We start from the raw sequence: 23,937 nt of genomic DNA, 5'->3' as shown, positions 1-23,937 counted from the left end.
TCACTCTGCCAGGCGTCGGAAAATGGCATTCAGGGCATCCGCCCGCGACGACGAACCTGCGCGCATAACGAACGCCAACGCAATAGATGGTCAGGCTGCGTTCGCCATCGCCCATCAAAGCCTTCTGGGCAGCCGCACTTCTGCCAGCAAACCCCGGTCGGTATTGGACAACGCGATGCGCGCACCGTGGGCATCCGCGATGCGTTGGGCAATCGTCAACCCCAGACCGCTCCCGTTGGCATGATGCAGATGGGCACTGGGCGCACGATAGAAGCGATCGAACACGCGCGCGCGATCCGCGTCGTCGATACCGGGACCGCCATCCTGAATGCCCACCACGCAACCTTCGGCGTCTTCGCGAACGAAAACGTCGACGACGCCTGCGCGCGGCGTGTAATGCAGCGCGTTATCGATCAAGGTGCCCAACAGAATACGCAACGCGGCGGCGTTGCCGCGCACGAAGACGGGCGTTTGATCGATCACACCGAGATCGATACCTTTAGCGTCGGCCACCGCTGCAAAATCCGCGATCGCTTCCTGCACGATGGGCACCACGGCAACGTCTTCGACGTGATCGTCCGAAGCGCCAGGCTCCTGTCGGGCGAGGATCAGCAACTGCTGCAACAGATGACTGCTGCGATCGATGCCACGTTTGAGATGATTGAAGGCTGCGGCACGCTCCTCGGGCGTTTGCGCCCGCTCCGCCACCTGCGCCTGCAACCGCAACGCCGTCAACGGCGTACGCAGTTCATGCGCGGCGTCGGCCACAAAAGCCCGTTGTGCCTGCATGGCATCCTGCAGCCTTGCCAGCAGGTCGTTGAGCGCATGCATCAGCGGCTGAATCTCGGTGGGCAGGCCGCCCTCGGAAATCGGACTCAATTGATCGGCATCGCGCGCCTGGACGTCAGCCGCGGCGCGGCGCACCGGTGCCAGGCCGCGTCCCACGGCGATCCAGATGATGATGCCCAAAATGGGAAAGAAGAGCAGCAAGGGGGCGACCGTCTTGATGGCCATCTGCGCGGCCACGGCTTGGCGCGCGCTTTGCGGCTGACCGATCTGCACTACGGTGTTGCCGATCTGTGCCGCGTAGATGCGCCACATGCCGTCGTCTCGCGGCACATTGGCAAACCCGAGCTCAGCACGTTGCGGCAGCGCCATGCGCGAATGCGAGCGATAAATCACCGACCCGTTGTTGTCCCAGATCTGGATCAGGATGTCTTCACCGGCGGCGATCGCGCCCTGCCGAGCGGGAGCGATCGGCGCGAAGGCTTCGCGCGGCAACGACGCCGAGATCTGCTTGAGCTGATAATCGAACAGCGCATCGGCTTCGACGCGCGCTTGAAAATACAGTGCCGAACCGGCCAGTGCAATGCCGCAGGACAATCCCACGGCCAGCCACAGCAACAGCGTGCGACGAATCGACTTTACGCCCCGCGTCTCGATTGCACGCATCGACCGGGCCTTCACTGCGGCACGCGGTAGCCTACCCCGCGCACGTTCTTGATGAGGTCCACGCCCAGTTTTTTGCGCAAGGCATGAATATGTACTTCGACTGCATTGCTGCCCACGCTGTCATCCCATCCATAAAGTTTCTCTTCGAGCTGCGCGCGAGACAACACCGCACCCGGCCGATCCAGCAAGGCCTGCAACAGTGCAAACTCGCGCCCCGAGAGATGCACCGGCGCCCCGTCCATTCGCACTTCACGCGTGGCGGGATTGAGCGTCATCGCGCCATATTGAATCACTGGCTCGGCCCGGCCGGCCCGCCGTCGCGTCAAGGCCCGGATGCGCGCCGCCAGCTCATCCAGATCGAACGGCTTGATGACGTAGTCGTCCGCACCGGCGTCCAATCCGGCGATGCGATCGGCTACCGCATCGCGTGCGGTCAGGATAATCACCGGATGCTGTGCGCCACGCGCGCGCAGACTGCGCAGCACCTCGATGCCGCTCTTTCCGGGCAGCCCCAGATCCAGCAGCACCAGGTCGAAGGTTTCGACGCGCAATGCCGTCGTCGCCTGCTCCCCGTCCGTGACCCAATCGATCGCAAAGCCGTCCTGCCGCAATCCGGCGCAAACGGCTTGCCCCACCATCTGATCGTCTTCAACCAACAACAAGCGCATGGTTCCACCCCGCCTCGGGCGCCGACCCGGTCGCGGCGGCGTCAGCCTCAAGTGTAAGCGTGCGCGGGTGAAAATCGGCCAACGATTCGCGGTGCGCCACGCTCAGGATTGCCGTTTGGGGCAACTGTTCGATCAGTACACGATATAGCCTGCGCTCGGTGTCGAGATCCAGGGCACTTGTGGATTCGTCCAGGAAAACCACCTGGGGCCGCTGCAATAACACACGCGCAAAGCCCACCCGCTGCTGCTCTCCGGGCGACAGGCGGCGTCCCCAGTGATCGGGCTGCTGCAACGCGGGAATCAACGCCGCCAGGCCACATTGCTCGAGCACCCTCGCGCAGGACGCGTCGTCGAAACGCGCCTCGGTATCGGGATAACAGAGGGCGGCCTTCAACGTGCCGATCGGCATGTAGCTTTGTTGCGGCACGAACAGCATATGCGTGTTGTCGGCGATGACGACCGCCCCGGTGCGATAGGGCCATAGACCTGCCACTGCGCGCAGCAACGTACTTTTGCCGACCCCGGATGCGCCCTTGATCAGCCAGCGCTCGCCGGGGGCAACGCTGAGATCAGGGATGGCCACGAGCGGCGAACCATCGGGGCGCTGCAGATGAAGCGATTGCGTGCGCAGCAGCGCGCGCGGTAGCGGGGTGACCCATGCGGCTGGGCCACCCGTACGCATCGCGGTTGGGGTGAGCGAGGTCTCGCGGTGCTCGCCGCGCGCCAATGCCAACTTGAATTCGCGCAATCGATTTACCGTGGCGCGCCACTCCGCCAGGGTCGCGTAATTGAGGATGAACCACGACAGCGAATCGCTCACCGTGCCGAAGGCGCGTGCCACCTGAATCAGCACACCAAACGAATACGCGCCGGCGAAGTAATGCGGCGTGGCTAACGCCAGCGGCAGAATGATGGCCGCCTGCGAATACATCGACGTCATGAACGTCAGCCGCTTGGTGAGCGACATGATGCGCCGCCAGTTGTCCCGGATATGACCGAAGCGCGTGCCCGCGTCCGACGCTTCCGCTTGCGCGCCGCCGTAAAGGGCGATCTGCTCGGCATTTTCACGCACGCGTATCAGGCCGAAGCGAAAGTCGGCTTCGACCTGCTGCTGCCGGTAGTTGATGGCCACCAGGGGCGCACCGAACCGCTTGATCAGCACCGAACCCACCAAGGCGTACACGAGTGCTGCCCACACCATGTAGCCAGGAATATCGATCTGATGCTGGGCCAGTACGATGCTGGCCGCGCCGCCAAGCGTCCACAGAATCGACATGAACGACACCAGCGTGACGACGGTTGAAATCAAATCCAGAAAGAGAGACAGCGTCGTGGTCGCCAAGCCTTGCAGATCATCTGCAATCCGCTGATCGGGGTTATCGGCCATCCCATCGCGCTCGATACGATAAAACGCATGATCGCCGAGCCACTCGTGGATATACCGGCGCGTCATCCACTGCCGCCAACGAAACCCCAGTGCCTGCCGCAGGTAAAGGCTGTAGACGGCGAGGATGATGAAGCTGAACGCCAGCCAGGTGAATGTCCAGAGCAACCCCCCGAATGCCTCGATCTGCTTGCCTTCCAGTGCGTTGTAGAAGCCCGCATTCCACGCATTGAGGCGCACGTTGATGTACACGATGGTCAGGTTCATCGCGATGATCGCCGCGATCAAGCCGCGCGCGGCCCAACGCTCATCCGAAACCCAAAAGGGGCGGATCAACTGCCAGGCGGTCAGTGCCTGTCGGGATTGGTGGGTTCTCATCGCGGCGGCCTGTCGATCGATTCAAGACCCGACCGATTGTTCGCCTGACGACTTAAGAGAGACTTAAGGAGAGCGGAGACTCCAGAGAAAAGAATCGCCGCTTACTTGCGAACACCCGAACCGTTCAATCCGGCCACGCCGTTCACGCCGAGTCCAGAGACGGTGCTTGCGCCCAAACCGGATACCTTTGCGCTGTCGGTCATCGGCTTGTCTGGATGCGTGACGGCATCGCTGGCACTGACCTGCCCTTTGGACGGCCCATCGACGGCATACAGTCCGATGACGGTGGCCACGACCACAAGTACCCGCAGCCATCCGGACGAGCGCTTGGATGGTGTTGGACAGGAATTCGATGATGCTGCAGTGGTGGACAAGGACTTCTCCTTATTGGTCGAGGCCCGAAGCGTAGCGAGCGGCACGCCTGAAATGCCGGCTGCTTGCGAGGGGTATCACTCGTTACAAAGCAGAAAGATTGGCTTCACTTGGTTCAAAGATAAGCCGCCTTCCAATCCTAAAGAATACGTACGAAGCAGTAAGCCTTTTGGATGGCTGCAAGCGCATGTCTCTGGCGGGAAGTACGCAGCGTGCAGAACAATCGCCGCTTAGGCCCGACAAGCATCCTGGCCCGATCACAGCGGTTGGATCAGGCGCGGCGGGTCGTGGCGCCTTGAAACAAATGGCCTGGACCCGCCAGCATGCAGCAGGATGACTGGGGAAAACGAGCATGAAACGAAGCTGTATACAGGCACGTATTCACGGCATAATTAATTTGTGACATCTAGCCTGCGCATGTTTGCAAGGCCTCGGCTGTTAACGCGACGGTCTGAACGTGTGCAACGTGCCTCCGATTTACTGGAGGTCCGCTTTCTTTACGCACAACAACAAGGGGAACCCAATCATGTTGCGTTTAGTACTTGCCGCGGCCGTGGCGCTTGCCGTCAACGCGCCTGCCGTCGCCCAAGAGGCCGCCTGGCCTACCCGTGCCATCACCATCGTCGGAGGCTTCCCCGGAGGCGCCGGCACCGATATCTACACCCGCAAGCTGGGCCAGGAACTCACCGCCGCCTGGAACGTGCCGATCGTGTCCGACAACCGTACCGGCGCCGGCGGCAACGTGGCCTCCGACATCGTGGCCCGCGCCGCCCCCGACGGCTATACGTTCCTGTTTGCCACGGCCGGCACGCACGCGATCAACGCAGCGCTCTACAAGAGCCTGCCGTTCGACGTTCAACGCGACTTCACGCACATCGCCCTGCTGGGTGACGTGCCCAATGTGTTGCTCGTCAATACCGACAAATACCCCGACGTGAAATCGTGCCAGGACCTGATGGCCATCGCCCGCAAGAATCCGGGCAAGCTGAATTACGCCTCCACGGGCAATGGCGCATCAGGCCATTTGGCTGGCGCGCTGTTCGGCAACATGGGCAAACTGGAGATCGTGCATGTGCCATATCGCGGCCAAGGTCCCGCCATGACGGCGCTGCTGGCTGGCGAAGTCGACTTCATGTTCAATCAGTCCGCCCCCAGTATTGCAGCCGTGAAGGGCGGAAAGGTGCGCGCCCTGGGCGTCACCGTGTCCAAACCGATCCCGGCGCTGCCCGGCGTGCCGACGATTGCCGATGGCTGCGGCTTGGCCGGCTATGAGAGCAGCACGTGGTATGGCCTGATGGGCCCGGCGAAATTGCCTGAAGCGATTCAGAAAAAGATGAGCGCCGAAGTGGTGCGCATCATTCAAACGCCGGAATTCAAGTCGTGGCTCACCGATACGCAAGGTATCGCCCCCGCCGCGGATCCCAGTCCGGAAGCCTTCAAGAAGGTGCACGAGGCCGACGTGAAACGCTGGGCCGAGGTGGTCAAGCTGTCGGGCGCGACGGTGGATTGATGTCAACGAATGAGGACGCTTGCATAGGCCCTCATTGACATCGTGCGCGGTGCGTGCCGCGCACGATCATCTTGCCCAATATCGCCTTGCCGCATTGCGTGATGTTCGTCGCTGGCTATTCAATCGCGAGCATTCGAAACGTGCCGTCACCGCCGCGAGCGCACTTGCCCCGGCGAGATGTCGAAACAGCGCTTGAACGCCGTCGCGAAATTGGCGGCGCTCGTGTAGCCGGCGATGTCAGCGGCCTCACCCACCGTGGCACCATCGCGTTCCAACGCCACGCGTGCGCGCATCAGCCGCGCATCGCGCAAGTAGTTCACGACCGTCTTGCCCCACGTCGCGCGAAAATGACGTTGCAACGTATTGACGCTTACGCACGCGCGCTGCGCAATGTCGTGCAGCGAGAGCGACTCCGCTTCCGCGCTATCAAGCAGGTCGCGCACCTCGCACATCCGCATGCGATCGCGCTCGCGCAGCGATGCAGTGGGCGATGTTCCGCGCACGAGTTGCCATGCCGTTGCGTCCGGCAGCGAACTTACGGATTTTGGCTCGAAGCAGCTTAGCGCTTCGACGATCACATCCAATGCCCGCGACTCGAGATACAGGCGCCACAACGCCGGCGAGAGTTCGGGTGGCCGCAGCATCTGTTCGACGAGCGTCACCGCTTGTTGTGAAGGCGTCCAGGTGCGTGCGGCAAGATGGCGCGCAAAGAACGCGTTGTGGGTGAGGTCGATGCCCAGACGGCTTTGCAACCAGGTAGTGCTCAGCGTCAACGCCGCGGTGCGTTCGCGCTCGCCTCGCCGGGATTGTCTGAAAAACGATTCGCGACGCTTGAGCGACACGATCGATCCGCGGGCGGCCTGATCCTGCGCGGGATCCAGCACCAATCGGCGATCGCCATAGCTCACATCGGATTTCCCGCCGATCACCAGTGCAATGCGCAACCCCGGCTCGAGCGTGCCGTGCACATTCACACCGCGCACGTCTTTCAAGTCCACGCGCAATAGACGCAAACCCGCTGCCAACTCCGTGGCGTCGAACAGTCCATCCAGAGTGGGCTCCACGCCCAACGGCGCGCGCACGTAATACTGCGCGGTGGTGTGGCCGGAGTGGAAACGCACTGTGTGGCCCGCATAGGGCGTGGTCACACCAGACATAGACAACATAGGCAAAACGCGTGGCGGTAGCGGCCGTGGTTGCATCCGGATTGAGGGCCGGATGACTCGGCGATTTCACAAAGCGAACAGGTGTTTGCGCAAAGCTTTTCCTGAACGAGTCCTGACATAATGCCATCGCTAAAAAACAATAACAATCATTCTTAATTAGAAATTCTTTAAGGAAATCAGGATGCGCCCGCCCCTTTTCACCCTCCGCTACGCCAGTGCGGCGGTGTTTCTCGTCACGTCAGGGGCCGCGTTTGCCCAGGTTCTGCCGCCCTCTGCCGTCCAGGAAATGGACACCGTGCAAGTGCTCGGCACGGCCGAGGACGAGATCAAGGAGTCGTTGGGCGCCTCCACCATTACCGCGGCCGAAATCGAGCGCCGCCCCCCCACCAATGACTTGTCGGACATCATTCGCCGCGCGCCCGGCGTGAACCTGACCGGCAACAGCGCCAGCGGCGCGCGCGGCAATAACCGTCAGATCGACATCCGCGGCATGGGTCCGGAAAACACGTTGATTCTGGTCGACGGCAAACCGGTGAGCTCGCGCAATGCCGTGCGTTACGGCTGGGACGGCGACCGCGATACGCGCGGCGACACCAACTGGGTGCCTGCCGAGGAAGTCGAACGCATCGAAGTCATTCGCGGACCGGCTGCCGCACGCTATGGTTCCGGCGCCATGGGCGGCGTGGTCAACATCATTACCAAACGCCCGACCGACAAGCTTTCGGGATCGATGACGTACTACCTGAATCAACCGGAAAATACCGACGAGGGCAATACCAATCGCGTCGGCATCCGCTTGAGCGGACCGCTGTCGGATACCGTGAGTTTCCGCCTGTCCGGCAACTACAACAAAACCAATGCCGATGCGCGTGATATCAATGCCGGGCGCGCGGATGAAGGCGCAAACGGCGTCGTGTCGACCTCCGGTCGTGAAGGCGTGACGAACAAGGATTTTCGCTCGACGTTTTCGTGGCAAGCCGATGCGCGCAATGCGCTGGATTTCGATTTTGGATATAGCCGCCAAGGCAACGATTACGCCGGCGACACGATGAATAACGTCAACAGTGCGTTTTCGGATAGCCTCTACGGTACGGAAACCAATCGCATGTATCGCGAAACGCTGGGCTTGACCCATCGCGGCGATTACAGCTGGGGCACCTCGCGCGCGTCGATCGGCTACGACTACACGCGCAACTCGCGTCAGCAGGAAGGCTTGGCGGGTGGACCGGAAGGTGCACCGGTCGACATGGGATTTTCGACGGCGCGGTTGCGCAATCTGCGCACGGCCGGCGAAGTGAACGTACCGTTTACGCTCGGCGTCAAACAAGTGGCCACGGTAGGCGCCGAGTATCTGCGCGAATCGCTGGACGATCCCAGCGGCACGCGGCAGACCTACGGCAGCGGCTCGATCGGCAATACGGGCTATGCCGATCGCGAATCGAAGACCAAGCAAAACAGCTACGCGCTTTTCGTCGAAAACAATATGGAAGCCGGCAGCCGCACCATCCTCACGCCGGGTGTACGGCTCGATCACAGCGACAAGTTCGGCTCCAATTGGAGCCCAAGCCTGAACAGCTCATTCCAGGCCACGGATCGCCTGACGCTGAAGGGCGGCATTGCACGCGCCTATAAAGCGCCCAACCTTTACCAGTCGAACCCGAACTACTTGCTGTACAGCCGCGGCAATGGATGCCTGGCATCGCAAACCAACTCGAATGGCTGCTATCTCGTCGGCAACGACGATTTGCGTCCCGAGATCAGCGTAAACAAGGAAATCGGTTTCGAGTACGACACCGGTACGTGGCGCACCAGCGCGGCGTACTTCCGCAACGATTACAAAAACAAGATCGTCGCGGGCACCGATTTCCTTTATCGCCTGCCGAACGGCTCGCGCGTATTGCAATGGACCAATAGCGGCAAGGCCGTCGTCGAAGGCTTGGAAGGCAATTTGTTTGTGCCGTTGACCAATACGCTCGACTGGAACACCAACTTCACCTACATGCTGCAGTCGAAAAACAAGGACAACGGCGAGCCGCTGAGCATCATTCCGAAGTACACGGTGAACTCCACACTCGACTGGTTCTATACCGAACAGTTGTCGTTCCAGGCCAACGTGACCTACTTCGGCAAGCAGGAAGCGCCCACGCTCAACCTGCGCACGGGCAACGAAAGCACCGGCGACGGCTTGCAAAGCGTGAGCCCGTACGCGCTGTTGGGTTTGAGCACCGGCTACAAGGTCAACAAGAACCTGCAGTTTCGCGTGGGCGTGAGCAATCTGTTCGACAAGAAGCTCTATCGCGAAGGCGGTGGATCCGAAGCCGGTGCCGCGACCTATAACGAACCGGGCCGCGCGTACTACGCCACGGTGACGGCATCGTTCTAAGCGCACCACCCCGCCGCCGAAGCGGCGGCTTTCACGACAGATCGATCAGTCTTTCATATTGAGGGTGGGCACAAGCGCGGTGAACGCCGTGCTTTGCCGATCGATCTCTGCCACGAATTCCGGCGTGTCGGCATAAGCCGGCGTCAGGTTCTGTTTGACCATCGTGGTTTGAAATCCTGCATTTTGCGATAGCGCTCGCGCGACCTCGCGCCATTTCTCGAGCACCGCCGCAGGCGCGGCTTTCGGCAGGCCGATGCCGCGCCACACGCCGTATTGGAGGTCCAGACCACGCTCTTTCATCGTGGGCACATTGTCCAGTCCCGCCACGCGTTTCTGCGCCATCACGGCGAGCGTTTTGAGCTTGCCGGTTTCCACGTGCTGGCGCAACTCGGCATACGCCACTGTGGTCGCTTGCACGTCGCCGGCAATCAATCCCATGATGGCGGGTGACGAGCCTTGATACGGCACGTGCGTAAACGTGCTTTTCGATTTCTCACCCAACGCGACGGCCGCAATATGCGGAATCGTGCCGATGCCGGCATTGGAAATCGTCACCTTCTGCGGATTGGCGCGCGCGTAGTCGAGGAACGCTTCAAGGGTGTCCCAGGGCGCATCGGCCCGTACGGTTACCGAAGAAGGGTCGTCGGTGAACCGTGCAACGGGCTGGAAGTCGGCAATGGTGGTTTTGCCAATGCCCAATAGCGGCACCACGAGCATCTCCGGCGTCATCAACACCAGTTTGTAGCCGTCCGGTTGCGCATTGGCGACGTAGGCCCAGCCGATGGAGCCGCTTGCGCCAGGTTTGTTGACCACCACGAGTGGATGCGGCATGAGCGGACGAGCTGCTTCGGCAATGGCGCGCGCGGTGTTGTCGCTGCCACCACCGGCCTGGTAGGCCACCATCAATTCCATCGCGTGCGTAGGGTAGGCGTCGGCGGCATAGGCCGTGACGCCGAACAGCAATAGCGTTGAAGCGGTCAGGCTGCGAAGCATCGTCATGGTTGGACTCTCACGTGAAGGAGGCGCACCGGAAGGCATCCGGCAACGGCGGCAGCACCGGGCACTCACGCGGCGGCACCGCATCAGCGCAACAGCAACGGCCCTAATGGAGCCAATATATTGGATCCATGTTGCAGTAAACCATTGTTTTCGCTACTTATTCCACACGGGTTTTCCTGGGGTGGTGCAGGCTGCGTCAATGTTGGCCGAACATCGGTCATGCCGATTAAGATGCCCGAGCGCTGGCAATCCATCCCGAATGCCAAAGGGCCACAACCCGGCTGAAAAGTGAGGAGTCGTGTTTTGAATTCATGTGTGAATGCTGACCACCTCGGACCAGCCTCGGACCGGCAAGCATGAACCGGTTGAAGCATCTCATCGCCAATGTCTTCTGCTTTGTCGTGCCCGGCGCAGCGTTGCTGGTGGCGATCGTCTACACCGTTTCGCCAATCGCTTTCTCCAGATTTGCCACCTGGGCCGACGATCCCATTCGGGTGTCGGCATCGATCGATTCGTGCACCGTGGTGCGTGACGGTGTGAAGCGCGAGCACGCCATCCGGTGTCTGGCGCACTACACGTACGCGAATGCGGCCTTCCACTCACCCGTTACGGTATGGACCAGCAAAAGCCCCTTTGCAACGCCGGCGAGTCTCGATCGCGAACTGCAGGCGCAGCGCGGCATCAAGACCCGCACGGTAGAGCTGTTTTACCGCGATAAGAAAATGGCCAGCACGCCCGACGAGCGCTGGCTCGCCACACCTTCGCTCGGCGCCTTCCTGGTCGCCATCCTCGCAGGCGCCCTGGGCTATGCGTTATATCGTTTGCCGCGCACAAGCATGCACAGGCGTGCAGACTATGTGCTCGATCGCACGACCGATGAACTCGTGCCCATCAACGACAGACCTCGCAAAGCCGCCCGCCATCTGTGGCGCCTGTGGACCGCGATCATCCTGCTGGCGATGCTGGTATGCCTCTACGGCGTATCCGATCGCTTGAGCAAGACAGTTTCGCTGCTGGGCTTTTCATCGCTTGAAAACGTGCCGGCCACGCTTGTGGAGTGTGAGCATCGCTATTACGGCACGCGGAAAGGGCACGATCAAATCGACTGTGGCTTTCGCTACGCGTGGCAAGGACAAACATATCGCGGCCAGGCCGAGTCGCTGGATTTCAGGTTCTTCCCCACCGATGCCCGTATGGATGCGGAGGTCGCTCGCAAACAGGGCACGCCGGTGCAGGCACGCATCGATCCGCAGCATCCCGGTTATGCGTGGGCATTCATCGATGCCTCCTGGGTGCTGCCTTACACCTGGGGCCCGCTCGAACTTCTACTGCTGGGCCTGCTCCTGGGCGTGTTGCCCATTGCGCTGACGATGCGCCGACGGCCCTCGGAATAAGTTGCGGCGATCGCGGCATGGCACCTCAGCCGCGATCAACCCAGTGCCTGCGACACAAGCGCAAACGCCTGCACACCGGCCTCCGGTTTCGCGGGAATTCCACGCACCATGACGGCAGGCGCGTCCACACCCGCCAAGCCGCAACGTTCAAGCCAGCCGGACAGCGCGCTGTCTCGGTCGACGTCGATCCGAATGAAGCAGCCAACGTGACGATTGAGGAAGTGTGCGATCAGCCTCTGCGCACCCGTCACATCCGTCGCCACGACAGGGCCGATCGTCATGCCGCGGCCAAAGCGGCGCAGCGTGGCGAAGCCTTGTACGCCATCCGCGGCATCGAGCACCACCGTGTCACCCGTCTCGATCAAGGCCGCAATCAGACGATCGCGCGGCATCCCTCGCGCGGCGGTATCCAACGCCACAAGCGCCGCCAGATCGTGACGATCCATGGCACGCAGATGTGCGCCTGTATTCAACGTTTGCGACGGCACCTGGGCAGCCACGCCCTGATGCTGCCGTGCCTGACCGATCGCATCGAACCCCATGCGTGCATACAGGCCGCGGCCCTCGGGCGTCGCGAACAACATCACCGTGCGATCGCCCAGCGGTTCGAGCACGCTCGCCATCAAACGCTGACCCACGCGTTGCCCCTGATGCTGCGGCGACACGATCACCAGGCCCACGGTGGCATGACGTTCACCCCACCGCCAGCGCATCGCCGTGCCGATCACAGCGCCATCGCGCTCGGCCACGACGCCCTCGCCCAATGGCCAGGCCTGCTGCCAATCTTCCAGACGATGCGGCCAGCGCGCGCCCTGCGACAACGCGTGCGCGAACACGAGATCGGATGCTGTCATCTCGCGCAGCACCACATCGCCGCCTGGGCGGCAGTCGAGAACATCGGCAGAGCACACTGCCACACTCCTTGGTGGGGTCGATCGCAACATTGCGGGAAACGACTGCAATGCTATCGCACGGGACTGGATATCGGATCGCATTGGCGAAGGAACGCATGCATCCCGTTGCATTACTATGATCCGATCGGACGCGTTGGTGCGGGTGACCTGTTCCAAGGCAGCGCCATCGAACGCTTCACTTTCCCAGCCTGAACCGGAACGCCACACCATGCCTTTGACGCTTGCTCGCCAGGATCTGCTGCCTGGTCTTAACCTGATCGGAAAACACTGGGTGCCCGCCGCTTCCGGTGCCACGCTCGATGTGTCCGACCCCGCCACCGACACCGTTTTTGCGCAAGTGCCCGACAGCGGCGCCGACGATGCGCGCGCGGCGGTGGATGCCGCGTCGGCGGCCTTTCCCGCATGGCGCAAGCTGCCCTCGCGCGATCGCGCCCAGATCCTCAAAAAATGGCTGGCGCTGATTACCGAGCATGTGGACGACCTGGGCCGCCTCATTTCGCGCGAGCAAGGCAAGCCCCTGGCCGAGGGCAAGGGCGAGGTGATGTATGCCGCCAGCTACGTGGAATGGTTTTCCGAAGAAGCTGTGCGCACTTATGGCGACATGATTCCCGAGCCCGCAATGGGCCGCAAGCTCATGACGGTGAAAGAGCCGGTGGGTGTGGTGGCCGCCATCACACCATGGAATTTTCCGGCCGCGATGATCGCCCGCAAGATCGCGCCGGCGTTGGCTGCAGGATGCACGGTGGTCGCCAAGCCGGCCGAAGACACCCCTCTCACCTCGCTTGCGCTTGTGAAGCTGGCGCGGGAGGCGGGCTTGCCCGATGGCGTGCTGAATATCGTTACCGCCTCGCGCGCGAAAACGCCTGAAGTGGTTGATGTGTGGCTCGCGGACAAACGCGTGCGCAAGGTGACGTTTACCGGCTCGACCGCCGTGGGCAAGCATCTCGCGCGCGCGTCGGCCGACACACTGAAAAAGCTGTCGCTCGAACTCGGCGGCAATGCACCCTTCATCGTGTTCGACGACGCCGATATCGATGCGGCAGTCGATGGCTTGATGGTCGCGAAGTTTCGCAATGGCGGTCAAACCTGCGTCTCGCCCAATCGCGTCTTCGTGCAATCGGGCGTGCATGCCGCGTTTGTGGAAAAGCTGGCCGCAAAGGTGGGCGCACTGAAGGTGGGGCCCGCCACCGACAGCACCTCGCAAATCGGCCCGATGATCAATTCGCGTGCGATCGACAAGATCGAAGCGCATGTGAAAGATGCCCTGGCCGGCGGCGCCAAAGTGGTGGTGGGCGGCGCACGCATCCGCGACAGCGAACGCGATGGCCCGCATTACTACGCGCCCACGGTGCTCGATGGCGTGACGACGACCATGGCGTGCTCGTGCGAAGAAACGTTCGGGCCTGTGGTTGCCGTGAGCAGCTTCGACACGGAAGCACAAGTGATCGCCAACGCCAACGATACGCCGTATGGACTGGCGGCGTACTTCTATTCGACGGATATTCGCCGTGTATGGCGCGTGGCGGATGCGCTGGAAAGCGGCATCGTCGGCATCAACGAAGGCGCATTGGCTGCCGCCTCGGCGCCCTTCGGCGGGGTCAAGGAATCAGGCTATGGCCGCGAAGGCTCGCGCTATGGGCTCGACGACTACATGCACGTGAAATATCTGTGCCAGGGTCAAGTGATTTAACGCGCGAGCGTTGACGCGTCGGCGGCCGCTTGGGGCGGCGCCCACGTGCTCAAGCGATGTCACGCTGAGGCTGACATCGACAGCGGGATCGCCAGCCATGCCAGGCGATCCAGCCTCGCCTTACAGAGCGCGCATGTCATGCCGGTGCGTCAGCGCCGTTAAGCGGCGGCAGATGAGCGATAACGCTCCAGCCAATGCGCGTAAGGCGCCGGCAGTACCCACGACGGACGATCGGCCTTCAGCTTCTGGGCGGCCTGGTAGGTAAAGTGCGGATTGGCCAGGTGCGCGCGGCCGATCATAACCAGATCCATTTGCCCATCGGCCACTGCGCGATCCGCTTCGATCGGATCGTCGATGCCCCACGACGACGCCACCGGGATATTCGCTTCGCGCTTCACGCGTTTGGCAACCGGTGCCAGAAACGCGCCGCCCCACGGGATCGAAGTATCCGGAATCGTGAAGCCCACGCTCACGTTGAGCAGATCCAGACCGCCACTGCGCATGGCGCGCGTGACCGCAATCGACTCCGACAACGTTTCTTCATCGCGGCCGTCGTACTCGATCACGCCAAACCGCGCGGTCAGCGGCAAATTCTCGGGCCACACTTCACGCACTGCAGCCAGCGTTTCGAGCATGAAACGGCTGCGGCCATCCAGATCGCCGCCGTATTGGTCATCACGTCGATTCGAGTGCGACGAGAAGAAGGTTTGCGCAAGATACCCATGGGCAAAATGCAGTTCGAGATACTCGAACCCTGCGTTACGTGCGCGTTGCGCGGCGGCGGCAAAATCGGCTTTCACGCGGGCGATATCGGCCAGCGTCATGGCGTGGGGCACTTGCGGCAGATTGGCACCGAAGGCCACGGCCGACGGGGCAATGGTTTCCCACGCGCGCGCATCGCCGGCGGCGATATGATCGTCGCCTTCCCACGGCCGGTTCGCACTGGCCTTGCGGCCGGCATGCGCGATCTGGATGCCGGGTACGGCGCCCGCCGCCTTGATGCTGGCCGCGATACGGGCCATGCCTTCGGCCTGCGCATCGTTCCAGAGCCCGGTGCAGCCCGGGGTGATTCGACCTTCCGGCGACACGGCGGTCGCCTCCACGATGACGAGGCCGGCGCCGCCACGCGCCAGGCTGGTGTAATGCGCCAGATGCCAATCGTTCGTCATGCCCTCATCGGCACTGTATTGGCACATGGGCGGCACGGCGATGCGATTACGTAAGGTGATGTCTTTCAGTTGAAACGGACTAAACAGCGCTGACATTGCAATTCTCAAATGGGGGGTGCGGCGCGTGTGATGGCCGGCAGGAAGGCCGCCGACGAACGCATTTCCGCGAATGTTGCAAGGCTACGGGTGCGCGAGCACAATGTAAACTAATGCATTCTTATTGGATCGATAAGTTATCTTTATGATGAACCCGCAGTGGTTGCATACGTTCGTTGCCATCGCCGAGTTGGGCAGCTTCACGCGCGCGGCGGATCGGCTGGGGCTCACGCAAGCCGCCGTCAGCCAGCACGTGCGGCATCTCGAAGGCGAACTCGGCACGCTCATCCTGCGGCGTCCGCGCCAGCTCGAGCTCACCCCTGCCGGCACGATGTTCCTGGCGTACTGCAACGAAATCGAGCAGGCCGATAATCGGCTCAAGGTGCGCCTGTCCGACGCCGATGCGTGCAGCGGCGAATTCAGTTTGATCACCCCCGGCAGCGTCGGGCTGGCGCTGTATCCCATTCTGCTGAGCATGCAGCAGGGCAATCGCAACCTCACCATCCGCCATCGGTTCGCGCCAGATCGCGAAGCGCTGGAGGCCGTGCTGCAGAAGGAGTACGAGCTCGGGCTCGTCACGCTCAAACCGGACGACGCGCGTATTGCCGCGCAACCGTTTGCTGAAGAGCCTCTCGAATTGGTCATCCCCGCAGGCGAAAAAGTGGAAAGCTGGGCGGATCTGCATCGCATGGGGTTCATCGATCACCCGGATGGCCAAGGCATGGCCACCCGGTTGCTGAGCCGCCACTTTCCGTCCAATCCCGGCATTCGCACAGTGCCGCGCCATGGCTACATCAATCAGATCGGGCAGATGCTCGAGCCCGTGGCGCGCGGCCTGGGCTTTACGGTGATTCCTCGTTATGCGCGAGAAGCCTTTCCGCAGCCCGAAGCGATCAAGGTGCTCGCCTGCGGCAGCCCCGTGGTCGATACGCTCTGGCTCATCCACCGTTCCGAATGGCCACTGTCGTCACGGGCTCGTTGCGTGATCGATCATCTGAAGCAGCATCTGCCTGCGATCGCGTGATGACGCGGTTACATGCCAATACCGTCAGGCAGCGCCTCGGTAACCCATGAGCACACGGTCTCGCGGCAACGCGTTATGGCGGTCATTCGGCAGTCCCGCAACGCCGTACGGAAGAACGTTGACGCACCACGATCGTTAAAACGAACATTCATCACACTCAAAACGAGGAGACAACATCATGGCCCGTATTCCCTATGCCGACTTGCAGCAGCCCGAGGTGCGCGACCTTGCAGAACGCGTCAAGGCCGAGCGCGGCAGCATTTTGCACCTGTATCAAATGCTGCTGCACAGTCCCCCGGTGGCAGGCGGCTGGCTGACCTATCTCACCGCGATTCGCCAGCAATCCACGTTGGACGGCGGGCTTCGTGAGCTCGTCATCATGCGCGTGGCGGTGTTGAACGGCGCGCCGTATGAAGCCGAGCAGCATGCGCCGATCGCGCTGAAGGAAGGGGTGACCCAAGCGCAACTGGATGCGCTCGATGGCTGGGAAACGGCATCGTGCTACAGCGACACCCAGCGTGCCGTGCTGGCTTACACCGATGCGATGACCCGCCACGTGCAAGTGCCGCAAGACGTATTCGACGCGGTGAGCGCGCAGCTCACGCCCAAGCTGGTGGTGGAATTGACCGCTACCGTGGCGGCCTACAACATGGTGTCGCGGTTTCTGGAAGCGCTGCAGATCCACTCGCATGACGCGGTGCCGGGCGCAAAATAAACCTGCTGGCACGAGCGGTGTACGCCGTTCGATCTCAAATCTGAATAGGGCGGTCGCTGGTCACGCGCCTGCTGCGCAGGGTGGATCAACGGCTGTTGGTAGGTATTACTTGCGCCACGACGAAACGTTGGCACACCAGCGCCATGCGCGGATCGAAGCCGCCGTTGCGCTCGAAGTAGCTGCGGTGGCCTTCCCGCCATTCGTCGTACGTACCCTCGCCTTCGGCTACGGCAAACTCGGCACGCACGTCTTCGAAGCGTTGAATATCCACTGCTGTCGTTTCGATGATGCATGCCGGTCGCCCGGCGCCGTCCAGCACGGTATCCTGCCGCCCAACGCGCGGTAGCGGCTCGCTTCCATCCGCGTATTGGGCAAGTGCCCCGCAGGTTGCCGTCTTCTGCCCCGCCAATACGCGGGCAAGCAAGTCGTCGGCCATTTCGGGCGAATCGCCGAACGCGAAGGTGACGCCGTCGTCCTGCCGGTCGACCACGGCGCTGTCCATCAGCAGCTCGCGCTCACCGGTTTTGCCGTCCGTTTCGATGCTCAGTAAACGGAACCCATGCTGCACATAAAATCGAATCGCGGCAGGATTCTTTTCGTACACGCGTAATTGCAGTACCGGATGCCGCTGCGCGACCCGCGCAAGCAACTGACTCCCCATGCCCGCGCCTTGTGCTTCGGGCGCCACGAACAAGGCCGCCAGCTTCGCCTCATGAAGCGACACGAAGCCCTGAATCGAACCATCGCGTTCGAAAACGTAGGTTTCCGAGTTGGGCAAATAATCGTCTCGCATCGCTGCGACTTGGGACTGCCAATACTCGGGCGCGATGAAATGGTGGGCATTGAGCGATGCCGCGAGCCAAAGGGCGACCACGGCATCGGTATCTTGGGGTTCCAGCGTACGTATCATGCGCCGCAGTGTACTGTGATCAAGCAAACACGATGCAGACCGGGCTCGCCACCTGCGTCACCGCCCCATCCGACGTGAGCCGGCCTGTTTCCCGATCCACCGCAAAGCGCACGATCGTGTCGCTTTCTTCGTTGGCCACAAACATGAATCGGCCATCGGGCGAGAGCGTGAAAAACCGTGGCGTCTTGCCAAGCGATTGCGCGAATTCAACCAGGCTGAGCCTGCCGCTTGCGGCATCGATCGCAAAGACGCCGATGCCGTCATGCCCACGATTGGACACATACAAAAAGCGCCCCGCCGCATCGGTGCTGATGCCGGCCGCGCGGCTGTTGCCGGTGCACGCATCCGACAACGACGGCAGGAGCTGGAACGGGATCGCCGTGCCGGTGGCCGCATCGAAGGTATGCGCTGTGACGGTGTTGTCGAGTTCGTTGATCACATACATGAACCGCCCCGACGGATGAAACGCCGCATGGCGCGGCCCGGCAGACTCGCGCGCGTGCACGACGCATACCGGCGTCGCGCTGAGTGCCTCCGCATCGGCGGCATGAATGAACACCCGATCGAGGCCTTTGTCAGGCACCGCCACATACCGGCCCGAAGGATCGAAGATATTGAAGTGCGGTTTGGAAAAGGGCTGCTCGATGCGATGCGGACCGGGTTCGCCTTCGATCCCGATCAATTGACTCACCGCGCCAAGTTGCCCATCCTCCGCCACCGGCAGCACGGCCAACGTGCCGGTTCGATGGTTCGACACGACCAGGTAGCGGCCAGAAGGGCTCAATGCAAGATGCACCGGATTGATACCCTCGCAGGCCTGACGATGCCAGAACGTAAGCGCCCCCGTGGCCGCATCGCGCTTGAAAGCGCTGACTTCGCCACCATCGCCGTGCACGGTGTAGAGCACGGGTTGCCGGGGATGCGCGAGCAAATACGAGGGGTTCGACAGTTCACCCAGCACCTGCACCAGTGATAGCGCACCCGATGCCGCGTGGTAGCGGAACACACTGATGCCTTCCCCACGCGCGTTGCGTTCGCGTGTAGTGCGCGTGCCTACGTAGGCGTACATACGTCGTCTCCATGATGGCGCCCCTTTCATTTTGGGGCGTCTGCTGTGCTGACCGGACTATTCGCCGGGCTTGGGCACCACTGCGCCACTCACGTTATGCCGCGCCAAGGCCTCGGTAACGAAGCCCGACGCCTTCATATCCGTCACGAAAGCCGCCAGATACGCAAGCGCTTCCGCACCGCGGCTTTTGGGTACGCCCATCGCCTGGCGGATCAGCATGAAGTGGCCCTCGAGCATGCGCACATTGTCGAGCTTGGCGGCGTCAGCCTGCAGTTGCTGCTTCACGCCGGCGGCCACGTCGTAGTGCTTTTCGATGAAGGTGGAGACGACCGTGGGCGACGTGGGCGCACGTTCGATCGTGGCATGCTTGAGTGTGCGCGACAGATAGAGATCGTAGGCGCTGCCCTTGCCCACCGTGACGGAAACGCCCTCTGCATCCACTTCCTCGTTTGCCTTGATCGGGGAATCGTTACGTACCAGGTAGGCACCTTCGATCACCACATACGGGTCGGTGAAGCCGATCTGCTCGCCGCGCTTGGGATCGATCGCAAAGAAGCCGAAATCGGCCTGCTCGGCCGCCACCGCATCCACCGACTCGCCTGCGGACTTGAACACCACCAATTCAAGCTCGGCACCCAGGCGCTTGGCCAGTTCACCAGCCAGATCGACGGACACGCCACCAGCCTGGCCATCCGCTTTCACGTGCGCCAGGATCGGATTGCCCACGTTGATGGAGGCGCGCAGGGTGTTGCCGCGCAAAAAGGCACTACGTACGCTTTCGGAAGGGTTGTTCATCGGTGCTCCAGTCAAAGGCGGCCAAGGCCGCAACACAGTCATCGGTCAAAAACAAAGGCCAAATAAAACGCCTGATGTGCTTTACGAACAGGCCGCCGCTTCGCATCGCGTGTGCTTTACGAGCGCAACATGCCGCTGATTTGCGTCAAGTTTTTCAACGTGCTGCGCAGATGCTCGGCCAACGCTTCGGACGCCTCTTCATTACGCTCCTGTTCCAGCAATCGCAACACCTCGAGATGCTGCGCGCAATGCTGCTTGTAGCGCGCGCGATCGCGCATCGAGCGATACGACAGCAACCTTCGCACGCGATTCACACGTTTGATGGTGTCGATAAAAAACGGGTTGCCCGAAGCCTCGACCAACGACTCGTGAAAGCGCACACCGCGATCGTGGAGTTGATCGGCCGTATCGGTATCGATGCCGCCGTCGAGCAAGTGCTGTTCTGCGGCACGGCAGCGTTCGAGCACACCGGGAAGCAAGCGATAGCCGGGTTCGAGCAGCGCCGCAGGTTCCAGCGCGAGGCGCAACCGATAGGATTGCAGCAGACTGTCGGGTGTGGTCATCATCGATGAGAACGCCCAACCGTATCCCGGCTTTCTGCTTACCCAGCCTTCGGTCGAAATACGTGTGAGCAATGCCTTGACCTGTTCGTTCGTCAAACCATAACGGGCGCGCAACAGTGCCTCGCTGCATTCCAAAGGCAGCTCGCCACGCAAGAGCGCATCGGCGATCTTGAAATAGGTGTCGGTGACCACGTCGACCTCGGTCCACCCGGCGCGCTTCTGCAAGCTTGGGTCGATGGACGACGGATCCTGCGCCAGGAAGTAGCCGCGATTGGGCTGGCGTGCGACGATGCCGCTCTCGCTCAAGACCACCAACGCGTCGTTCACCGGCGAGCGTGAAACCCGCAAGCGATCGGCGATCTTCTGCGCGGCGAGATGCGCGCCGATCGGCAACTGATCCTGCTCGATGATCGCGATGATCTGGGAAAGAATGGTGTGTTGAGCGCTCATGACATCCCGTCCGCTACCGCGGACTATCGGCTAACCTCGGGCGCGGCCGGATGCTGCGCCGCAAGCGTGCGCTCAAGAATAGCTGGAATCACACCACCTGCGCGCAGCAAGGCCACTTCGAGTTGCGTCTCGACGGCTGCCGTGACGCTTACGGGCGTGCGGGTGCCGTTGCGGCGATGAACGAACGCCGCCACCGCGGCGCGCGGCGCGATGTGTGCCGCCTCGGCCTGAACCTCGATGCGATCGCCCGGCGCCAGGCGTAGCGTCTCCGGGCCCACCCCTTCGGCAAACTGCAGCGGCAGGATACCCATGCCGATCAGATTCGACCGATGAATGCGTTCGAAGCTCGTGGCCAGCACCGCGCGGATGCCCAGCAGCCGCTGCCCTTTCGCGGCCCAGTCGCGCGACGAACCTGTGCCATACCGGGCGCCAGCCACCAGCACGACCGCATTGCCCTCGCGGCGGTAGCGGTCGGCCACCTCCCAGATCGGCTGGATCTCGCCGCTGGGCACATGCAGGGTGTGCGCGACCGGCGCGGCCGGGCACAGCAGGTTCTTCAGACTCTTGCTGTGAAAGGCCGCGCGCATCATCACTTCCCAGTTGCCGCGGCGGGAAGCGAACACATTGAGATCGTGGCGATCGTCACCGCGCGCCACGAGGAAATCGGCGACGAGGCTGTCCGACGGGATCGCGCTCGCAGGCGAGATATGGTCGGTCGTAATATCGTCGCCCACGATCAGCAAGGGGTAGGCAGTGTAGATGCCCAACTGGCTGCCCTCATCGCGCGATGCAAACGGCGGCCGGCGCAGCGCGGTCGATGTGTCGTCCCACGGAAAACAGGGGGTGTTCGGCGCGTCGAGTTGCCGCCACGCCGGGCTCTCGCTCGCAATGCGAAAGGCTTCGCGGTAGTCGGCGGGTTCGGCGCTCGCGGCGAGCGCGTGGTCGATCGCCTCATCGGTGGGCCACAGGTCGCGCACATACACCGCATCACCCGTCGCGCTGAGTCCGACCGGCTCCTCACTCAAGTCGCGCTCGGCATCGCCCGCCAACGCAAACGCCACCACCAGCGGCGGCGACATCAGAAAACCGAGATCCAGATCGGGATGAATGCGCCCGGTGAAATTGCGATTGCCCGAGAGCACCGCAACGGGATGCACGGTACCGGCCGCCATCGCCGCTTGAATGACCGCAGGCAAGCCGCCGGAATTGCCGATGCAGGTGGTGCAGCCATACCCCACGATGTCGAACCCTACCGCCGACAGATCGTCGAGCAGCCCCGCGCGCTCAAGATAGCGCGCGGCCGCCGGTGACCCTGGCGCCAAAGACGTTTTCACCCACGCGGGCACGGTCATGCCCAGCTCACGCGCACGCCGCGCGACCAGGCCCGCCATCACCAGCAGGCGCGGATCGGAGGTATTGGTGCAACTGGTAATGGCGGCAATGGCAATCGCGTGCCGCGGCAACATCGCATTGCTCGCCCCGCGCGGCGTGACATTCAACGCCCGCAGCGTCGCGCGCGTGGCGCCGAACGGCAGCAAATCCTGGGGCCGCTTTGGCCCCGCCACATGCATGTCGATCGCGCCAAGATCGATATCGAGGGTGCGCGAGTAAACCGGTGTTGCATCGGGGTCGAGTGCAATGCCAACACGACGCGCATAAGCATCGACCAAGGCGATATGAGCGGCCGATCGCCCCGTCTCGCGCAAGTAGGTGAGCGTTGCGTTGTCGATCGGAAAGTAGCCGGTCGTTGCGCCATACTCCGGCGCCATATTGGCCACCACGCACCGCGTGCCCGCTGAAAGCGTGGCCACGCCCGGCCCGAAAAACTCGACGAAATCACCCGCCACATCCAACGCGCGCAACCGCTGCGTGATCGTCAGCGCCAGGTCGGTCGCCGTCACGCCCGGCCGCAGCGCGCCTGCGAGCCGCACCCCGCACACGTCCGGAATGCGCAGCATGGTGGGCATGCCGAACATCACCGTCTGCGCTTCCAGGCCTCCCACGCCCCATCCCAATACACCCAGTCCGTTGATCATCGGCGTGTGGCTGTCCGTACCCAACATCATGTCGGGGTACACCGTAGGGCCATTTGCTTGCGGATCGTGCTTCACCACCGTGGCCAACTGCTCCATGTTGAGGGTGTGCATGATGCCGGTGCCGGGCGGGTTGATGCGCACATTGCTCAGTGCCGAGGACGCCCAACGCAGGAAACGATAGCGCTCGGCGTTGCGCCGCATTTCAAAGCCGAGGTTGATGTACGCCGCATCGGGGCGGGCAAAGGCCTCTACCGCCAACGAGTGATCGACCGACACATCCACCGGCAACCCGGGATTGAGGAGGTGAGGATCGGCGCCCGCTTCGCGCAGTGCATCCCGCATGGCGGCAATGTCCACCAGGGCCGGTGTGCTGGTGGTGTCGTGCATCAGCACCCGGCCGGGTTGAAAGGCAATCTCGGCCTGGCTGCTGCCCGTTGTCGTCCAGGCGAACAACGCCGCCACCGCGGCATCCCGCTCTTCCCCCTGCATGTTGCGCAGCACGTTTTCGAGCAGCAATCGCAGCACGATGGGGAGGCGACGGTAGGCATCGCCAAACATGGCGGGCATATCGATGAAGGCCGCTTGCGTGCCGTCGATCGCAAGACTTCCGTAAACCGGGCGAGGATTGGTGTTTTCCATAGGTTTTAATTTTGCATCTTGCCGTCCTAAAATGCAATTAAGTAAAAACCCGGCTGCATCGACGGCCGCCTAGGAGAGAGACATGAACACCCCCCGTTGGGCGCAGCGCCTTGGCATCCTGCTGGTCCCCTATTGCTGCATGACCGCAGCACACGCAGCGG

General features: G+C 62.3%; 19 protein-coding genes. 6 read left to right on the top strand and 13 right to left on the bottom strand.

Going from position 1 to position 23,937, the window contains the following annotated elements:
* Window positions 1-114 precede the first annotated feature (114 nt).
* The 4 genes from EYW45_RS11740 to EYW45_RS11725 all read right to left on the bottom strand — a co-directional run bounded on the left by EYW45_RS11740 (window position 115) and on the right by EYW45_RS11725 (window position 4,256).
* Entirely contained in the window at window positions 115-1,452 is a 1,338-nt protein-coding gene (locus tag EYW45_RS11740) for an ATP-binding protein (RefSeq protein WP_161135600.1), read from the bottom strand.
* Window positions 1,453-1,463: 11 nt separating this feature from the next.
* Complete coding sequence (locus EYW45_RS11735) at window positions 1,464-2,120, bottom strand: response regulator (RefSeq protein WP_161135599.1); 657 nt, start codon at window positions 2,118-2,120, stop codon at window positions 1,464-1,466.
* Complete coding sequence (locus EYW45_RS11730; RefSeq protein ID WP_161135598.1) at window positions 2,101-3,882, bottom strand: ABC transporter ATP-binding protein/permease; 1,782 nt, start codon at window positions 3,880-3,882, stop codon at window positions 2,101-2,103. Before EYW45_RS11730 ends, EYW45_RS11735 begins: the two co-directional genes overlap by 20 nt.
* A 101-nt stretch (window positions 3,883-3,983) precedes the next feature.
* Entirely contained in the window at window positions 3,984-4,256 is a 273-nt protein-coding gene (locus tag EYW45_RS11725; protein WP_161135597.1) for a hypothetical protein, read from the bottom strand.
* Between the two features lie 524 nt (window positions 4,257-4,780).
* Here EYW45_RS11725 and EYW45_RS11720 point away from each other — a divergent pair.
* Entirely contained in the window at window positions 4,781-5,764 is a 984-nt protein-coding gene (locus tag EYW45_RS11720; protein WP_161135596.1) for a Bug family tripartite tricarboxylate transporter substrate binding protein, read from the top strand.
* Window positions 5,765-5,910: 146 nt separating this feature from the next.
* Here EYW45_RS11720 and EYW45_RS11715 read toward each other — a convergent pair whose 3' ends face one another.
* Complete coding sequence (locus EYW45_RS11715) at window positions 5,911-6,930, bottom strand: helix-turn-helix transcriptional regulator (protein WP_161135595.1); 1,020 nt, start codon at window positions 6,928-6,930, stop codon at window positions 5,911-5,913.
* Between the two features lie 181 nt (window positions 6,931-7,111).
* Here EYW45_RS11715 and EYW45_RS11710 point away from each other — a divergent pair, with 181 nt between their 5' ends.
* On the top strand, window positions 7,112-9,313 hold the full coding sequence (locus tag EYW45_RS11710) for a FepA family TonB-dependent siderophore receptor (RefSeq protein WP_161135594.1): 2,202 nt from the start codon (window positions 7,112-7,114) through the stop codon (window positions 9,311-9,313).
* Between the two features lie 45 nt (window positions 9,314-9,358).
* Here the strand turns inward: EYW45_RS11710 and EYW45_RS11705 are convergent, their stop codons facing one another.
* Window positions 9,359-10,312 carry a tripartite tricarboxylate transporter substrate binding protein gene (locus EYW45_RS11705; protein ID WP_161135593.1) on the bottom strand — a complete coding sequence of 318 codons (954 nt, stop codon included), beginning with the start codon at window positions 10,310-10,312 and terminating at the stop codon, window positions 9,359-9,361.
* Between the two features lie 356 nt (window positions 10,313-10,668).
* Between EYW45_RS11705 and EYW45_RS11700 the strand changes: the two genes are divergently transcribed.
* The gene (locus EYW45_RS11700; protein ID WP_161135592.1) at window positions 10,669-11,706 is read left to right on the top strand and encodes a DUF3592 domain-containing protein; all 1,038 of its coding nucleotides are present in this window, start codon (window positions 10,669-10,671) and stop codon (window positions 11,704-11,706) included.
* Between the two features lie 35 nt (window positions 11,707-11,741).
* On the opposite strand, the gene EYW45_RS11695 is transcribed toward EYW45_RS11700, so the two are convergent.
* Window positions 11,742-12,560 carry a GNAT family N-acetyltransferase gene (locus EYW45_RS11695; RefSeq protein WP_235939050.1) on the bottom strand — a complete coding sequence of 273 codons (819 nt, stop codon included), beginning with the start codon at window positions 12,558-12,560 and terminating at the stop codon, window positions 11,742-11,744.
* A 268-nt stretch (window positions 12,561-12,828) separates the two neighbouring features.
* Here EYW45_RS11695 and EYW45_RS11690 point away from each other — a divergent pair, with 268 nt between their 5' ends.
* Window positions 12,829-14,310, top strand: coding sequence for an NAD-dependent succinate-semialdehyde dehydrogenase (locus EYW45_RS11690; RefSeq protein WP_161135590.1), 1,482 nt, complete (start codon window positions 12,829-12,831; stop codon window positions 14,308-14,310).
* Window positions 14,311-14,468: 158 nt separating this feature from the next.
* Here the strand turns inward: EYW45_RS11690 and EYW45_RS11685 are convergent, their stop codons facing one another.
* Window positions 14,469-15,575 (bottom strand): NADH:flavin oxidoreductase/NADH oxidase, encoded by a 1,107-nt coding sequence (locus tag EYW45_RS11685; protein ID WP_161135589.1) that lies wholly within the window; start codon window positions 15,573-15,575, stop codon window positions 14,469-14,471.
* 145 nt (window positions 15,576-15,720) lie between these two features.
* On the opposite strand from EYW45_RS11685, the gene EYW45_RS11680 reads away from it, so the two are divergent.
* Together EYW45_RS11680 and EYW45_RS11675 are read left to right on the top strand one after the other, a co-directional pair.
* Window positions 15,721-16,599 carry a LysR family transcriptional regulator gene (locus EYW45_RS11680; RefSeq protein ID WP_161135588.1) on the top strand — a complete coding sequence of 293 codons (879 nt, stop codon included), beginning with the start codon at window positions 15,721-15,723 and terminating at the stop codon, window positions 16,597-16,599.
* Between the two features lie 178 nt (window positions 16,600-16,777).
* The gene (locus tag EYW45_RS11675; protein ID WP_161135587.1) at window positions 16,778-17,314 is read left to right on the top strand and encodes a carboxymuconolactone decarboxylase family protein; all 537 of its coding nucleotides are present in this window, start codon (window positions 16,778-16,780) and stop codon (window positions 17,312-17,314) included.
* 85 nt (window positions 17,315-17,399) lie between these two features.
* Here the strand turns inward: EYW45_RS11675 and EYW45_RS11670 are convergent, their stop codons facing one another.
* The 5 genes from EYW45_RS11670 to acnA all read right to left on the bottom strand — a co-directional run bounded on the left by EYW45_RS11670 (window position 17,400) and on the right by acnA (window position 23,776).
* Complete coding sequence (locus EYW45_RS11670) at window positions 17,400-18,224, bottom strand: N-acetyltransferase (RefSeq protein ID WP_161135586.1); 825 nt, start codon at window positions 18,222-18,224, stop codon at window positions 17,400-17,402.
* Between the two features lie 19 nt (window positions 18,225-18,243).
* A complete protein-coding gene (locus tag EYW45_RS11665) occupies window positions 18,244-19,293 on the bottom strand; it encodes a lactonase family protein (RefSeq protein ID WP_161135585.1) in 1,050 nt (349 codons plus the stop codon).
* 57 nt (window positions 19,294-19,350) lie between these two features.
* Window positions 19,351-20,088, bottom strand: a complete 738-nt coding sequence (locus EYW45_RS11660; protein ID WP_161135584.1) for an ABC transporter substrate-binding protein — start codon at window positions 20,086-20,088, stop codon at window positions 19,351-19,353.
* A gap of 116 nt (window positions 20,089-20,204) precedes the next feature.
* Window positions 20,205-21,101, bottom strand: coding sequence for a GntR family transcriptional regulator (locus tag EYW45_RS11655; protein ID WP_161135583.1), 897 nt, complete (start codon window positions 21,099-21,101; stop codon window positions 20,205-20,207).
* Between the two features lie 23 nt (window positions 21,102-21,124).
* Window positions 21,125-23,776: an aconitate hydratase AcnA gene (acnA, locus tag EYW45_RS11650; RefSeq protein ID WP_161135582.1), complete on the bottom strand. Its 2,652-nt coding sequence runs from the start codon at window positions 23,774-23,776 to the stop codon at window positions 21,125-21,127.
* Window positions 23,777-23,937 lie beyond the last annotated feature (161 nt).

The organism is Schauerella aestuarii, from assembly GCF_009866805.1.
Classification (GTDB): Bacteria; Pseudomonadota; Gammaproteobacteria; order Burkholderiales; family Burkholderiaceae_B; genus Schauerella; species Schauerella aestuarii.
The sequence above is the reverse complement of the archived record's forward strand: the minus strand, read 5'-3'. Positions and strand labels throughout refer to the sequence as shown.

Excerpts from the sequence above, each read along its gene's own strand:
- EYW45_RS11740 (WP_161135600.1), bottom strand. The coding sequence starts at position 1,452 with ATGCGTGCAATCGAGACGCGGGGCGTAAAGTCGATTCGTCGCACGCTG.
- EYW45_RS11735 (WP_161135599.1), bottom strand. The coding sequence starts at position 2,120 with ATGCGCTTGTTGTTGGTTGAAGACGATCAGATGGTGGGGCAAGCCGTT.
- EYW45_RS11730 (WP_161135598.1), bottom strand. The coding sequence starts at position 3,882 with ATGAGAACCCACCAATCCCGACAGGCACTGACCGCCTGGCAGTTGATC.
- EYW45_RS11720 (WP_161135596.1), top strand. The coding sequence starts at position 4,781 with ATGTTGCGTTTAGTACTTGCCGCGGCCGTGGCGCTTGCCGTCAACGCG.
- EYW45_RS11715 (WP_161135595.1), bottom strand. The coding sequence starts at position 6,930 with ATGTTGTCTATGTCTGGTGTGACCACGCCCTATGCGGGCCACACAGTG.
- EYW45_RS11710 (WP_161135594.1), top strand. The coding sequence starts at position 7,112 with ATGCGCCCGCCCCTTTTCACCCTCCGCTACGCCAGTGCGGCGGTGTTT.
- EYW45_RS11705 (WP_161135593.1), bottom strand. The coding sequence starts at position 10,312 with ATGACGATGCTTCGCAGCCTGACCGCTTCAACGCTATTGCTGTTCGGC.
- EYW45_RS11700 (WP_161135592.1), top strand. The coding sequence starts at position 10,669 with ATGAACCGGTTGAAGCATCTCATCGCCAATGTCTTCTGCTTTGTCGTG.
- EYW45_RS11695 (WP_235939050.1), bottom strand. The coding sequence starts at position 12,560 with ATGACAGCATCCGATCTCGTGTTCGCGCACGCGTTGTCGCAGGGCGCG.
- EYW45_RS11690 (WP_161135590.1), top strand. The coding sequence starts at position 12,829 with ATGCCTTTGACGCTTGCTCGCCAGGATCTGCTGCCTGGTCTTAACCTG.
- EYW45_RS11685 (WP_161135589.1), bottom strand. The coding sequence starts at position 15,575 with ATGTCAGCGCTGTTTAGTCCGTTTCAACTGAAAGACATCACCTTACGT.
- EYW45_RS11680 (WP_161135588.1), top strand. The coding sequence starts at position 15,721 with ATGATGAACCCGCAGTGGTTGCATACGTTCGTTGCCATCGCCGAGTTG.
- EYW45_RS11675 (WP_161135587.1), top strand. The coding sequence starts at position 16,778 with ATGGCCCGTATTCCCTATGCCGACTTGCAGCAGCCCGAGGTGCGCGAC.
- EYW45_RS11670 (WP_161135586.1), bottom strand. The coding sequence starts at position 18,224 with ATGATACGTACGCTGGAACCCCAAGATACCGATGCCGTGGTCGCCCTT.
- EYW45_RS11665 (WP_161135585.1), bottom strand. The coding sequence starts at position 19,293 with ATGTACGCCTACGTAGGCACGCGCACTACACGCGAACGCAACGCGCGT.
- EYW45_RS11660 (WP_161135584.1), bottom strand. The coding sequence starts at position 20,088 with ATGAACAACCCTTCCGAAAGCGTACGTAGTGCCTTTTTGCGCGGCAAC.
- EYW45_RS11655 (WP_161135583.1), bottom strand. The coding sequence starts at position 21,101 with ATGAGCGCTCAACACACCATTCTTTCCCAGATCATCGCGATCATCGAG.
- acnA (WP_161135582.1), bottom strand. The coding sequence starts at position 23,776 with ATGGAAAACACCAATCCTCGCCCGGTTTACGGAAGTCTTGCGATCGAC.